Here is a 13,959-nt window from a genome sequence, read left to right as displayed (position 1 = left end):
GTCGCTCGATCCCGGTTCATAAAATGGACTTTCACCTAATTATAAGATCGGCCTGGGAGGGTTACGATAAATCTAAGACGATCCGCAGCGTTGATGATATCAGTGCAATGGTGTCTACAAATCACGTGTACCGCATCACCTTTGATGACGATGATATTGTTATCGCCAAGCTATCATTCTTTGGCAAGTTTGAGCATTTTAAAGAAGATCATCGTATTATACAAGCACTATCAAACAACCTGTTGTACCCGTTCGAGAATCTGCTGTCTAAGTCCTTGCTTAAGAATAACAGGGTCTATATCTATCGCTACAAAAGCGGTAAAGATGATGCCTGGGTGGTTTTTTACAACCCAACCCGTATGGCAGAACGTTTGCCCCGCAGGTTAGATGATGATATGATCAGAAAACTGGGTAGCCAGATAGGCAAATTCCATAAAGCCTGCTCAAGGGTTAAGAACGTGGTACCCAAATCATCAAAAACACTTCGAACAGATATTTACGACCTGCAAAGACAGTTAGATAAAGATGAGCAGAAATTTGGCACCCGTGCACAGGTAGATCTTTTGAAATACCATTGCGAGCAATTCCTGAAAAACCGGTCGCGGTATAACATGAGCTCGTTTGAGATCATACCTGTTTTTATCGACTGGAACATTGGTAATTTCTCGGTCACGGCCGACTTGGAGTTGTTTTCGCGCTGGGATTACGATTGGTTTAGGATGAGTTACCGTTTGCTTGATTTTTACTTTTTCAGCAGGGTAGTATCAGATGCCGGCGACCGTACCGTGTTCAGTTACGTGATAGGCCCAATGATGGAAGACCGGTTTATACTGTTCTTACAGGAATATCACAAAATTAACCCAATAACGGCAGATGAGATACGCTTTTTGAAGGAAGCTTACCGTTTCTTTATTCTTAATTATGTAATAAAAGATGGTAAATACTTTTTTAGCGAGCAATATGCAAAGAAATTACAGGCAGAAGCAATGGAAATATATTTGCCATCAGTAGATAGGGATTTCGATGCCGAAAAAATTATAAAGGCGTTAGGGCTTGAATGAGTGGTTGATTAAGTTAATTAAGTGAGTAGTTAAAATACCCTACACGATGAACTAATGAACCAATAAACTAATGAACAATTGAACTAAAACATGAAACGCATTGAGGATTTCAAATCGATTATAGACCGTTACGACGTTGTTTTTTTTGATGCGTTTGGTGTGCTGAAAACCCATAGTGGCTTGCTGCCGGGTATAGAAAGAACATTTGCCTATCTCGAAGCCCAGGGCAAAGAGTATTACATTGTTACAAACGATGCCTCTCGCAGCCCTGCGCAGCTTGCGGAATCTTATCATAAAAAAGATCTTCACTGCGTATCAGCAGATAGGATAATCTCATCGGGACAGCTTACTAAAGAATACCTGGAATTAAAGGTACATGATGGTTACGTGGCTTATTTGGGTACAGAAGAGTCTGCGCATTATATAGAAAGTGCCGGCTTAAAAACGCTACCGGTACGCGATGTGGACAGTACCAATATTGACAAAGTAAATGCGCTGGTATTTATGGATGACGAGGGTTTCGATTGGTTTCATGATATCAACAAAACCGTTAACCTGTTGCGCAAGCGTACCATACCGGCTATTGTTGCCAATACTGATTACGCTTACCCGGTATCAAAACACGATGTGAGCATTGCCATTGGTGGTATAGCGCAAATGATAGAAACTATAGTGGGCAAAAGGTTTATTCGGTTTGGTAAGCCTGATTCGCAAATGTTTATGTTTGCTTATGACCTTATAAGAGACTACCGTCCGATCAGCAAAAAGCAGATTGTCATGGTCGGCGACACGCTTCAAACAGATATCATTGGCGGTAATAAATTTGGTTTAGATACGGTATTGGTATTATCCGGCAATACTTTGCCACAAGATGCAGATAACCGTATACAGGCCACAGGCATTGTGCCTACCTATATTTGTGAAAGTGCAGTTTTAGGGCCTGAGGATTTGAATTTTTAATCTATGAAAAGAGTTGTTATCGGTTGTTTTATGTTGCTTTTCACGCTAATTTCATCAGCGCAACAAAAAACTTTTACAAACCCCTTGCTGCCGTCAGGTGCCGATCCCTGGGTAATAAGGCACGGTGATTATTACTACTATACCAATTCTACCGGCAGCAACCTGACTATTTGGAAAACAAAGAACATGGCCGATCTTGGAAAGGCGCAGAAGCAAGTTGTTTGGACGCCGCCTGCCGGTAAAAGCTATTCAAAGGAACTTTGGGCTCCTGAATTACATTATCTAAGCGGTAAATGGTACATCTACTTTGCTGCAGACGATGGGGATAACAATAATCACCGGATGTACGTAATTGAAAATTCATCTGAAGATCCAACAAAAGATATGTGGACTTTTAAAGGGCGGGTAGGAGATGCCACTGATAAATGGGCTATAGACGGATCGGTTTTCGAACACAGGGGCCAGTTATATATGATCTGGTCTGGCTGGGAAGGCGATTTCAACGGTCAACAGGATATTTACATTGCAAAAATGAAAAATCCGTGGACTATAGAAAGTAAGCGTTCCAAAATATCGGGCCCCTTGTTTGATTGGGAAAAAAACGGCGACTTAGGTAAAAAAAGTAACCCACCACATGTTAATGTGAACGAAGGCCCCGTAATATTGATTCATGGCGATAAGGTTTTCCTTATATACTCTGCAAGTGGTTGCTGGACTGATTTTTATGCATTAGGTATGCTTACCGCATCTTACGGTAGCGATCTTTTGGATGCCGATTCCTGGAAAAAATCTGACAAGCCCGTATTTCAGCGTTCAATAGAAAAAAGCGTGTATGCGCCTGGTCACAACTCGTTCTTCAAATCGGCAGATGGGAAAGAGGATTGGATAATTTATCATGCCAATTCAAAGGCGGGGCAAGGCTGTGGCGGTTTTCGTTCGCCAAGAATGCAAAAATTCACCTGGAATGCAGATGGCACACCAAACTTTGGTGAACCTGTCGCTGAAGGGACTGTTTTGAAAGCACCATCAGATAAGTAAATCAGAAAATTAGTAATTCATATTATGACAAACACATTTAATAAAGCAACTTTGGCAGTAATGCTGGCAGCAAGCGTAGCGTTTACGGCTTGTAACCAAGCTGCAAAAAAATCAGAAACAACCATGACAGATAGTACCCAAACCAAACCACAGCTACCTCAGGCTTCAGCATTTGAGAAAACCATTAACGGCAAACAAACTCACCTTTACATCCTGAAAAATAAAAATGGGATGGAGGCTGCGGTAACCAATTATGGCGGGCGTGTTGTAAGCTTGTTAGTGCCCGATAAAGATGGTAAGCTAACGGATGTGGTTTTAGGTTTTGAGAACGTTGATGGTTTTATCAATTCAAAAGAACCTTACTATGGTGCAACTATCGGCCGTTTTGGTAACCGTATTGCAAAAGGCAAATTTAAACTGGATGGCAAGGAATACACCTTAGCTATCAACAACGGACAAAACACTTTACACGGTGGTCATCCGGGTTTCCAGGAAGTGGTTTGGGATGCAAAACAGATAGATAGTGCAACACTTGAGTTAAGCTACCTTGCTAAAGATATGGAAGGCGGTTTTCCGGGCAACTTAAACGTTAAAGTTACCTACCAGATAACTGATGATAACGCCATGAAAGTAAGCTATTCTGCTACTACAGATAAAAGCACGGTGGTTAACCTAACCAACCATGCCTTCTTTAATTTAAACGGCGAGGGAAGCGGCACTATCTTGGATCACTCAGTTCAAATGGCTGCAGATAATTATACCCCGGTAGATAGCACTTTGATACCTACAGGTAAAATTGAAGCCGTAGCAGGCACACCGTTTGATTTTACGAAATCCACAAAAATTGGCGAACGTATTAATCAGCAAAACGAGCAGTTAAAGAACGGCAAAGGTTATGACCATAACTTCGTGTTAAGCAAACATGACATCAGCACGCCGATAGCTACAGTAATTGGTGACAAAAGCGGTATCAAAATGGAAGTGTTTACAGAAGAGCCCGGGCTGCAGTTTTACAGTGGCAACTTTATGCAGAGCCAAAATACGATGAAACACGGCAAAAAAGATGAATATCGTACATCATTCGCCCTGGAGACACAGCATTATCCTGATTCTCCAAACCAGCCAACTTTTCCTTCAACAGAGTTGAAACCCGGCCAAACTTATAAAACGCAATCTATTTACAAGTTCAGCGTGGTTAAATAATACGCTTTTACTGATTACCATAAACACAAAGAGACACGATTTTCGTGTCTCTTTGTGTTTATGGTAACATCACTCTCCCCAAGCTGTGATAACAACGGAACGACTACCACCATGGTCGCGATGTTCACAAAGGTAGATGCCTTGCCAGGTTCCTAAAGCCAGGCGGCCATTGGTGATAGGAATGGTTACCGAGCTGCCTAACATGGCAGCCTTTAGGTGAGCGGGCATATCGTCCGCACCTTCATAATCATGCAGGTAATCAGGGTCGTTCTCAGGGACTGCCTTGTTGAAGTACATTTCAAAATCCTGGCGCACGGTTGGGTCGGCATTTTCGTTTATACAAAGCGATGCAGACGTATGCTGAATAAATACCTGCAGAATTCCTGCTTTTAACTGGCTTATCTGCGGTAAAGTGTTAGTAATTTCTTTTGTGATAATATGGAAACCACGCCTTGCCTGCGGTAAATGAATAATCTGCTGAAATATTTTCATATTAATAATACAAACTGATCTTGCATTATGTTCAAATTAAACCGATCCTTAACGGATAACATAAGCAACGTATCTGTAACATATTGACTGTGACGTAATCAAACAAATATGAAAACAAAAGAGACCTTTAACCTAAATGGTAAAAACCTGGTTAACAAAATAAAAGAATTGATAGAAGAGGGTAACATCACCCGCATCACTATTAATGATAAAGCAGGCAAAGAGCTACTGAGTTTCCCATTAGCGATAGGTGTTGTAGCTGCCGTGCTGGCACCTATATTGGCTGCTGTTGGTGCGTTAGCCTTAGTGGTTGGTGAATGTTCGCTAACGGTAGAACGAGAAGGCGAGACTGCTGCCGGCAACGATAATGAACAGCCGCTTTAAGCGGATGGAAGGTTAACTGTAAAAGAAGATCCGGAACCTATGCGGCTGTTTACGGTAATTGAACCATTATTTGCTTCGGCAAATTCCCTGCAAAGCAGAAGACCAAGGCCGGTGCCTTTTTCATTGCCGGTACCTCTTGTGCTGATATTACCCAAGTCGAATATCTCATCTAACTTATCGGAGGCAATGCCAATGCCATTGTCTGTAACAGTAATTGAAACCTTATGGTCGTCATGCTTTTCTGCTGAGATGGTTACGTTGCTGTTTTGAGGGCTAAACTTAACAGCATTTGATAAAAGATTCCTGATGATAAACTCAAAGTGATCCGGATCTGCAAAAATGCTCAAGTTATCCCTTACCTTATTTTCAATAACAACGTCTTTGTTTCCTGCAACGCCACTTAAAAATGTTGCTGCTTTATTCACCAGGTCGCGCCCGTTAAAGGCAGATGGATTTATCGGTATCCCCTTGATCTGCTTTTGCCCCCAACGAAGCAGGCTATCCAAAGTTTCTAAAGATACCGTGGTGTTGTTTTTAAGTTGATTTAATAACTCTTTGCGCTGGCCCGGCTCCAGGTCATCATCATCAACAATATCGAGTAGATTTATCACCGAAATGAAGGGCGACCTCAGATCATGGCCTAATATGGAGAAGAGCTTATCTTTAACCATATTTGACTCTTTTAGCTCTGCGTTGGTTTTGTTGAGCAGATAATTAAGCTTGCGTGTGCGGAAGTAAAAATAAACCAGCACCATCAGGATAATAAAAACTGCTACTATTACGCCGTAAGATATACGCTGCTGCAGATCGCGCTTATTGTTATCAAAGCGAAGTTGTTGCTCTCTCGCTTTAGACTGGTTTAACTCGTAGGCATTTTGTAAGCTTACGATCTGCCTGCTCATTTTTTTATAGTAAAACTCGTTCGCTATTTGGTACTGCCTGTTGCGAGCTTTATATGCCTCCGGGTAATTCCTTTGCAATTCGTAAATATTGGCAATGGCGTTTAGCTCATCTACCTGTTCCTTGTAAGCTTTACGGCTTTCGGATAGTTTTAAAGCTTGCTGCCAGTACGCCAATGATTTGGCCGGATTAATATTACCATACGTGGTTGCAAGCCCCATCAGCGTCTGTATCTGCCTGATGTAGTTATTTATCTTTCTGGCCTTGGCCAAGGCTATATGCTGCAGCTTAATAGAAGTAATGGTGTCGCCTCCTTTTGCATAAACAGATGCTAAAGTATTGGTCAGCGTAATGTTGAGCCCCTGGTATTTAGGTACCTCACTTAATTTCAATCCCTTAAGCAGATAAGGCTTAGCCTCGTTTAACCGGCCGGTTTCACGATAGGAGATAGCAATATCGTTAAAAAGGTTTAGGGAAAGATTAGAAAACGGTAAACCGGCATTTAATTTCTCAGCTATATGGTAGTACTGTAACGCACGGTCATGTTTTTTCTGGCCGGCATAAGCTTCACCTAAAGTGATGTAAGCTTCCATTTGGCCAAATTTGTCGGCAATATGCTGGCTTAGTTCTAAGGCAGTTAAGAAAAATCCGGTTGATCGATCGTACTGACCTTTACGCAGCTCTACTACACCTAACCGGATGTTTTCTGTAGCCATACCTTTACTGTCACCTATAATGCGGTATAGTTCAAGCGCTTGCAAATATTTTTTCCTGGAACTCTCAAATTCGCCAACGTTATCATCTATCATGCCTAACTGGTTAAGCATAACGGCTTGACCCTTTTTGTTGTGGGTAGTTTTGGCTAATTGTAAACCAAGATTGGCGTAAAATACCGCTGAGTCGGGCTTATCGTATCGGTATCTGGAAACCAGTTTATTGTAAAGCTCGATCTTATTGGTATCTGCAGCCGGGGTGATTTTTTGAATAGCCGCAATACCTTTATTTGCCGATAACGCAAAGAGGATGCTTATAACGCAAAGAAGAAAAATACGCGCGGCAGTATTCACGGTATGTTTAAATGGGAATCAATCAACAGGGCTTCAAATATACAAAATATCTGCTGTTGTAAAGTTCTAACCTTAAAGCATATTACACATTAGTTAAAGTAATTTGTGAACAGATATATCTTGTAATTTAATGCAGCGTTAACATGAATGTTCACATTTTTACATTAAAAATTGAATGTTTAAAAACAACATTTGCTATAGTTTGTCATTAATATATAAATCTTAAACAACATGGTCATCTTAAAGCTTAAAACCGATTCAGATACTGAAAAACACGTAGAAATTGTTGCAGAAAGAGGGGTGTGGGGAAGCGGACTCTATAAGATTTTTTCTTCAAGGTTCCTGGGTAAGTTTACCCATAAAGACATGCTAAACGAGCCAACTGACGAAAATGATCCTAATTTTTTGGGAGAGATCAGTATCGATAAAGACGAAGAAAAGTGGGAGTACAAAGGCACAAAGCTTAAAATACCTGAACTGAAGAAGATAGCAGACTTCATATTTGATTACAAAGCACCGGACGCGGTGTATTAGCATACAAAAAGAGGCGGTTTTAAAACCCGCCTCTTTTTATTTTATCCTTGTGCTGCCTCTTCGATCTTGGCGATATCTATCTTATCCATTTGCATCATGGCCTGCATCACTCTTGCAGCTTTTTCTCTGTCCGGATCAGCGAGAAGTTTCCCTAATATTGGGGTGCAGATCTGCCAGGATAAACCAAACGGGTCTTTAAGCCAACCGCAGCGTGATTTTTTTCCACCATCAGCGGTGAGTTTCTCCCAATAATAATCTATTTCTTCTTGTGTATCGCAATTGATAAAGAACGATACAGCCTCATTGAATTTAAAATGCGGCCCACCGTTAAGCCCCATAAAATCCTGGCTGTGCATTCTGAATTGTCCACTCATCAGGCATCCTTCCGGCCCTGGGCCTTCTTTGCTATAGCTGTTTGTATAAGTGATACTGAAGTCGTCAAAAACAGACTTGTAAAAGTCCATCGCTTGCTGCAGGTTGTTATCAAACCAAAGAAAAGGGATTATCTTTTTCATAATTCATATATATAATCCAAAGATACGGTGTAAACGAACGCCGGGTAGGGGCTGAACGCGACAAAAATAGATGCTGATCAGGCTGTTAGATCCTGCCGAAAAATATGGTCCACTTGCGCATGCGATTCAAAGGAAGGGCATTAAGCTGGTCTTTTGTAAGTTGCCAGGTCCAGTTTTCAGATTGACTGGCTGGCGTATTCATTCGCGCACTTTCATCAAGATCGAGCCAGTCTTGTATGGGGATTAGTGATAAGTCACAAACAGATGATAACGCTTCTTTTATAAGCACTTTAGTTATGTTACTCTTCTTTGGTATTGTGCCGGTATATCTTTTCAGGTTTTTCAGCGATGTTTTATAGGCGTCTTCATTAAACCAGCCTAAGGTGGTGTTATTGTCATGCGTACCTGTGTATACTACATCAGTAGGCTTATGCTGATGACTGATATGTGGGGAACTTGCAATGTCATCTCCGAAGGCAAATTGCAATACTTTCATACCCGGCAGATGGTAGCGATCCTTAAGCTCATATACAAGTTCATCGATCTCACCAAGATCCTCTGCGACGAAAGGCGTGGCAGGGAACGCTTTTTTAAGCTCATCAAAAAAGTCGCTGCCGGGCCCTTTCATCCACGTCCCATTGATAGCTGTTTTTTCTTCGGCAGGTACGCTCCAGTAGGCCGAGAATGCTCTAAAGTGATCTAATCGCAAAAGATCATACCATTCCAGGTTTTTTGCTATCCTTTTTATCCACCAATCATAACCTGTTTTCTTAAGGTTTTGCCAATCAAAAGTTGGCATGCCCCAAAGTTGTCCTTCCTCATTAAAGTAATCCGGTGGCACGCCGCAAATGCTTGCCATGTTCAGGTCTTCGTCAAGATCAAATAGCCCCGGATTTGCCCAAACATCTGCAGAATCATGACTGATGTAAAATGGAAGGTCACCAAATATTTTGATGCCCAAATTATTGCAATAGGCCTTAAGTTGGTGCCATTGCGTGGTAAATATAAATTGATACCACTTTAATTCAGCCAATCTTTCCTCATGTTCAACCGAAAGTTCGTTGAGTGTTTTGCTATCGCGAAGTTTAAATTTGTTGTCCCATTTTTGCCATGGCGCATCGTCGTTGATCTCTTTCAGAAGCGAATAGAGTGCAAAATCGTTCAGCCACCATTCTTCCTTTTTACAAAATTCAGCAAATGCAGTTTTATTTTCAACGGATGTGTTGAAATGCTTCCAGGCTAATTCAAGTAATTGAAATCTCGCGCTTTCGGCAGCAATAAAATCAACTTTGCTTCCCGGGATTATTTTAAACTTCTGCAGCTCATTATCAGTAAGTAAACCATCTTTTACTAATAACTCCGGGCTTATCAGCAATAAATTACCAGCCTGACTTGACGTGCCACTATAAGGTGAAAAGGCATCCGTTTCGCTTACGGCATTAAGCGGTAGTATTTGCCAGTATCGCTGATTAGCAGCCTTTAGTTGGTTGGCAAAAGCAAAGGCATTGCTGCCAAAATCTCCGTTGCCAAATGCAGAAGGCAAAGACGTAATATGCAGCAATACACCGGCACTCCGTGCACTGTCTGACGGTTTAAGATGTAATACGGTCAGCGGCAGATCTACCAGGATCTTCTTTAGTTTGATCTCTGCTTTAAGCGAGATGTCTTTACCAGTGATGGCATCACTACAGCGTGGCGGCGCTTCATTCGGAAGCAACACAATGGTGTCGGCCCAATGCTTTGCATCATATTTATCAATGCCGTTCTCAGCAACGTTGGTTAACGTTAGCGGTGCAATTGTTATGATCCATTGGTCTTTGAAAACACGTGCAAATGCAATTACGTCGTTAGCATGTTTGCCTTTGACTTGTAGTGGCAAATAGTTGCCATTAGAGAAATTTCCTATCGACGATCTTAGCTTCAATAGTCTTTGAAGTAAGTGTAGTTTGAATGAGCCATCGTTTTGTATCCATGCTTTAGCGCCGAAGCCTTCCTGCAGTAAATTTTGTCTCAGCTCATAATCAACCGGTCTGCGGTTATCCGGGTCTACCATGCTCAAGTCCCAAAGTTCACAGCCCTGATATAGATCCGGTACTCCCGGGCAGGTTAGTTTAAGTGCCACCTGAGCATACGAGTTAATAGCACCATACTGCGCAACTTTTTTATAGAATGCTTCAAAGCTTTTCCAAAATGGACTTGTATCATCCAGAAGATTCAAGGCAAACGCTTTTGTCGCGTTTTCATAATCTTCGTTTGGCGATGCCCAGTTGGAATGTACTTTAGCTTCCCGTAAAACTTTCTCTAAATAAGCACTTAAGCGCTCTTTATATGTTTCGAGGTCTTCAGTGCCTCCTGCATAAGTGCCGATAAATGTTTGATATATAAAATACTCGTCGTTGGTATCAGGAGCGTCACCTTGTTTTAAACCGGCATTTATCTCACGCCATTTGTTCACTTTATCAAACCACTCATCACCAAGATGGCTTAAAACATTTAAACGGGTGCGTACATCTTCGCCTCGTTTGGTGTCATGGGTAGATGTTCCATTTAAAGCCAGCGGCCATTGTTGTTGCCGTGCCTCCATCAATTGATGAAACTGATCTGCTGTTACACCAAAAGCGTCTGGTGCGTCGCCAACCTCGTTATGTGCAATAAAGCGGTTGTAAGTATACATCAGCGTATCTTCAACGCCCTTAGCCATCAACGGCCCGCTGAATTGCATGCAGCGTTGATAAAACAGTAGTAAGTTTTCATTAGTACCCGACTCAAACAAGCCAATTTGATCTTTTAAAACGGATGCAAGTTTGTCCTGCTCATCATCATTTAACGGCCACTTATTACCATAAAAACGGTACACGGGAAGATCTATCAACAGATTGGCTATTGAATTTTTTACCCTCTCGGCTCCCGACCTATCTCCCAAACCCAATTCAAAATAATAATTGGTAAGGTTATCCAGTTCACCATTCATATAGGTTGTTAGGATCAGCCTCTTTTTGCGGTGTATCTGATTTTCGACCGCTGTAGAATTCCCAATAAGTTTTTGGTAGTGTTTGTTAAAAGCTTTTTCCGCTTTTTTATCGGTAAACAAATTATTCACCTGCGCCAAAAAATCGTAGCCACTGGTACCTTGTATAGGCCATTGCGATAGCTCTTCGCCATGTTCTAATATCTTTTCAGCTACAATGTAAACATCATCGCCAACAAGTTGGCGCAAACGTTCTGTGTATTGCTCGGGATCATACAAACCGTCAATGTGGTCTATACGCAAACCCTGGATGATACCTTCATTTATGAGTTGAACAATAAACTGATGGAAATGATCAAATACTTCCTGCTTTTGGATGTTCAAACAGATCAAACTATTTACCGTGAAAAACCGGCGGAAATTGATTTGGTTATCAGTTTCCTTCCAGCTGCATAAACGGTAATATTGCTGTGAAGCAAGCTCCGCTAAACGAGTTTTATTTTTATTTATGGAGACAAGATCGGCTTTTTGTAAGCCAGTCGTAGCGGCGTTATTCAACGGCCAGCGCTGGTCTGCATAAGCCAAAAAGAATTCCTCATTTTTGTTAATTATGCTTAAGTCGCCATTATCAATCACATTTTGCAGATCATCACCCAGAAACGGGACCATAACAGGCCCTTTAAAGAATGCGCCATCTGCCAGGCTCTGGTCGAAGTAATCCTTATATTTTGATTGCGGACCGTTCTTTAACACATCCATCAACCACTTATTATCGTAATGGAATGCCATGTGGTTGGGAACGATATCCTGCAGCCAACTTATACCAGCTTCTTTAAGCTTAAAGCTGATTTCCCTCAACTCCTCAAGCGTCCCTATTTCGGGGTTGATAGATAGCGGATCGGTGCCATCATAACCGTGATTACTACCTGGTACCGCACTGAAAATAGGGGAGGCATAAAGCGTTTTTATACCCAGATCTGTCAGGTAGGGAATGATGGCTTCAAGGTTCTTAAATGTAAAATCTTTATGAAACTGTATCCGGTAGGTAGAGATAGGGTCAAACATGATCTTTGGCGTAAATAATTATTGATTCAGGTTTGATTATTTTTGGTTGCTGACCGGCGGATGAGGAAGAGAAAATAATCTTGCCTCCGGCTGGTGGTTCAAAGGTTTGCTCTGTTTTGGAGAAATTCATGAAGCAGTAAACGTGCTGCACATCCTGCCAGCGGCGCAATTGTAAGATCTGTTTTTCCTCGTCACAGCTCACCTCAAGTTGTTTTCTGTTGTTATTTTTTAAAGCCGGAGTTGACTTTCGTAAAGCGATCAACTGTTTGTAGTAACCAAGCATTTGTTGGTGATCCGCCTCCTCAAGACTGTCCCAATTTAGTTTTGATCTTTCAAACGTCTCCGGCGATTGAGGATCCGGCGCTTCGCCTTCCGCATGGAAAGCTTTAAACTCATTGCGGCGGCCATCTCTTACAGCTTTGATGAGTTCCTTGTCCGTATGGCTAACAAAGTACAAGAAGGGATTTTGCTCGCCGTATTCTTCTCCCATAAACACCATTGGCAAATAAGGGCTTACCATTATCGCAGCAGCCATGAGCTTTTGCATATTAACGCTGAACAAATTGCTTGTTCGCTCGCCGAGCATGCGGTTACCTACGTGGTCGTGGTTTTGAGTAAAAACAACAAACTGTTCGCCGGGGTTATCTGCTTTGGTACCAAATGTTTTCTGGCGGCCCTCCGAATAAACACCATCGTAGACATAAGCATCCTGGTAAGCTTTTGCAAGATGTTTAATGCCTTCAAACTCGGCATAATAGCCGGTTTTATCGCCACCTGCGGTTACACGTAATGCATGGTGAAATTCATCTATCCATTGTGCATCCATCCCAAAACCGTTCTGTATTAGCGGATTGATAAAACGATTGTCGTTTAGATCAAATTCGATGATCAGGTAATGCTTATTTCCTGTTTCCGCCATCAATCCGTCCACACGCTCACGTATTTCATGCAGGATGTGTTTAGGACCGAAATCTTTTATGGCGTGCACAGCATCTAACCGTAAAGCATCTATCTTGAAATCACTAAACCACATCAAAACGTTTTCTATGATATACTTTCGTACCTCATCAGATCCGGCATCGTCAAAGTTAATGGCATTACCCCATGGAGTATGATATTTATCGGTAAAGTAAGGGCCAAATTCGTTAAAGTAGTTTCCTTCAGGTCCTACGTGGTTGTAAACCACATCCAATATAACTGCAAGACCTTCTTTGTGGCAAGCATCTACCAGGTCGGCCAATCCCTGTGGACCTCCATAAGAACTTTGCGCCGCATACGGAAATACTCCGTCGTATCCCCAATTACGTTCGCCGGGGAATTGTGCAACAGGCATAATTTCAATAGCGTTAACACCAAGTTCTTTCAGGTATTTTAATTTGGTGACAACACCATTAAAATCCCCACAGGGCGTAAATGTACCAGTGTGCAACTCATAAATTATATAATCTGCCAAGGGTATGCCTGGCTGTGCTTGAGTAGGCAATTCTAACTTTACTATTTCAGAATATCCGTGCACGCCTTGCGGCTGGGAGCGAGAGTCAGGGTCTGGAAGTTCCTTTTTACCATCAAGTCTGAATTTGTAAAGGTCGCCGGGTTTAAGTTCATCTGTAATAAGCGTATGGTATCCTCTGGCTTGTTTTTGAAGATCAAAGGACTTACCGCTTTCTAAAACAAGTTCAACATTGGAAGCGTTTGGCGCCCAAAGCACTACAGAAATTTCGCTGTTATTGATAAATTTTATCCCCGGCACCAGATCCTTCCTATTTTTCATA

General features: G+C 41.8%; 11 protein-coding genes. 6 read left to right on the top strand and 5 right to left on the bottom strand.

What is annotated here, in order from left to right:
- The first annotated feature begins 23 nt into the window (after nt 1-23).
- The 4 genes from INP83_RS15705 (at nt 24) to INP83_RS15690 (ending at nt 4,262) form a co-directional block, all read left to right on the top strand.
- A complete protein-coding gene (locus tag INP83_RS15705) occupies nt 24-1,061 on the top strand; it encodes a hypothetical protein (RefSeq protein WP_219125010.1) in 1,038 nt (345 codons plus the stop codon).
- 90 nt (nt 1,062-1,151) lie between these two features.
- On the top strand, nt 1,152-2,021 hold the full coding sequence (locus INP83_RS15700; RefSeq protein WP_219125009.1) for an HAD-IIA family hydrolase: 870 nt from the start codon (nt 1,152-1,154) through the stop codon (nt 2,019-2,021).
- A 3-nt stretch (nt 2,022-2,024) separates the two neighbouring features.
- Complete coding sequence (locus tag INP83_RS15695) at nt 2,025-3,059, top strand: family 43 glycosylhydrolase (protein WP_219125008.1); 1,035 nt, start codon at nt 2,025-2,027, stop codon at nt 3,057-3,059.
- A gap of 24 nt (nt 3,060-3,083) precedes the next feature.
- On the top strand, nt 3,084-4,262 hold the full coding sequence (locus tag INP83_RS15690; RefSeq protein ID WP_255563167.1) for an aldose epimerase family protein: 1,179 nt from the start codon (nt 3,084-3,086) through the stop codon (nt 4,260-4,262).
- Nucleotides 4,263-4,331: 69 nt separating this feature from the next.
- Here INP83_RS15690 and INP83_RS15685 read toward each other — a convergent pair whose 3' ends face one another.
- On the bottom strand, nt 4,332-4,754 hold the full coding sequence (locus INP83_RS15685; RefSeq protein WP_219125007.1) for a secondary thiamine-phosphate synthase enzyme YjbQ: 423 nt from the start codon (nt 4,752-4,754) through the stop codon (nt 4,332-4,334).
- A 108-nt stretch (nt 4,755-4,862) separates the two neighbouring features.
- Here INP83_RS15685 and INP83_RS15680 point away from each other — a divergent pair, with 108 nt between their 5' ends.
- Complete coding sequence (locus tag INP83_RS15680; RefSeq protein ID WP_219125006.1) at nt 4,863-5,138, top strand: DUF4342 domain-containing protein; 276 nt, start codon at nt 4,863-4,865, stop codon at nt 5,136-5,138.
- Here INP83_RS15680 and INP83_RS15675 read toward each other — a convergent pair.
- Entirely contained in the window at nt 5,135-7,105 is a 1,971-nt protein-coding gene (locus tag INP83_RS15675) for an ATP-binding protein (RefSeq protein ID WP_219125005.1), read from the bottom strand. The genes INP83_RS15680 and INP83_RS15675 overlap by 4 nt on opposite strands.
- A 231-nt stretch (nt 7,106-7,336) precedes the next feature.
- Between INP83_RS15675 and INP83_RS15670 the strand changes: the two genes are divergently transcribed.
- Nucleotides 7,337-7,639, top strand: coding sequence for a hypothetical protein (locus INP83_RS15670; protein ID WP_146271003.1), 303 nt, complete (start codon nt 7,337-7,339; stop codon nt 7,637-7,639).
- 41 nt (nt 7,640-7,680) lie between these two features.
- Here INP83_RS15670 and INP83_RS15665 read toward each other — a convergent pair whose 3' ends face one another.
- The 3 genes from INP83_RS15665 to treZ form a co-directional block, all read right to left on the bottom strand.
- Complete coding sequence (locus INP83_RS15665) at nt 7,681-8,154, bottom strand: VOC family protein (protein WP_219125004.1); 474 nt, start codon at nt 8,152-8,154, stop codon at nt 7,681-7,683.
- Between the two features lie 85 nt (nt 8,155-8,239).
- Nucleotides 8,240-12,187 carry a malto-oligosyltrehalose synthase gene (treY, locus tag INP83_RS15660; RefSeq protein WP_219125003.1) on the bottom strand — a complete coding sequence of 1,316 codons (3,948 nt, stop codon included), beginning with the start codon at nt 12,185-12,187 and terminating at the stop codon, nt 8,240-8,242.
- Nucleotides 12,180-13,958 (bottom strand): malto-oligosyltrehalose trehalohydrolase, encoded by a 1,779-nt coding sequence (treZ, locus tag INP83_RS15655; RefSeq protein WP_219125002.1) that lies wholly within the window; start codon nt 13,956-13,958, stop codon nt 12,180-12,182. Before treZ ends, treY begins: the two co-directional genes overlap by 8 nt.
- Nucleotide 13,959: the final 1 nt, after the last annotated feature.

Origin of the sequence: Mucilaginibacter sp. 21P (assembly GCF_019331605.1) — a bacterium.
GTDB lineage: Bacteria > Bacteroidota > Bacteroidia > Sphingobacteriales > Sphingobacteriaceae > Mucilaginibacter > Mucilaginibacter achroorhodeus.
The sequence above is the reverse complement of the archived record's forward strand: the minus strand, read 5'-3'. Positions and strand labels throughout refer to the sequence as shown.

Excerpts from the sequence above, each read along its gene's own strand:
- INP83_RS15705 (WP_219125010.1), top strand. The coding sequence starts at position 24 with ATGGACTTTCACCTAATTATAAGATCGGCCTGGGAGGGTTACGATAAA.
- INP83_RS15700 (WP_219125009.1), top strand. The coding sequence starts at position 1,152 with ATGAAACGCATTGAGGATTTCAAATCGATTATAGACCGTTACGACGTT.
- INP83_RS15695 (WP_219125008.1), top strand. The coding sequence starts at position 2,025 with ATGAAAAGAGTTGTTATCGGTTGTTTTATGTTGCTTTTCACGCTAATT.
- INP83_RS15690 (WP_255563167.1), top strand. The coding sequence starts at position 3,084 with ATGACAAACACATTTAATAAAGCAACTTTGGCAGTAATGCTGGCAGCA.
- INP83_RS15685 (WP_219125007.1), bottom strand. The coding sequence starts at position 4,754 with ATGAAAATATTTCAGCAGATTATTCATTTACCGCAGGCAAGGCGTGGT.
- INP83_RS15680 (WP_219125006.1), top strand. The coding sequence starts at position 4,863 with ATGAAAACAAAAGAGACCTTTAACCTAAATGGTAAAAACCTGGTTAAC.
- INP83_RS15670 (WP_146271003.1), top strand. The coding sequence starts at position 7,337 with ATGGTCATCTTAAAGCTTAAAACCGATTCAGATACTGAAAAACACGTA.
- INP83_RS15665 (WP_219125004.1), bottom strand. The coding sequence starts at position 8,154 with ATGAAAAAGATAATCCCTTTTCTTTGGTTTGATAACAACCTGCAGCAA.
- treY (WP_219125003.1), bottom strand. The coding sequence starts at position 12,187 with ATGTTTGACCCTATCTCTACCTACCGGATACAGTTTCATAAAGATTTT.
- treZ (WP_219125002.1), bottom strand. The coding sequence starts at position 13,958 with ATGAAAAATAGGAAGGATCTGGTGCCGGGGATAAAATTTATCAATAAC.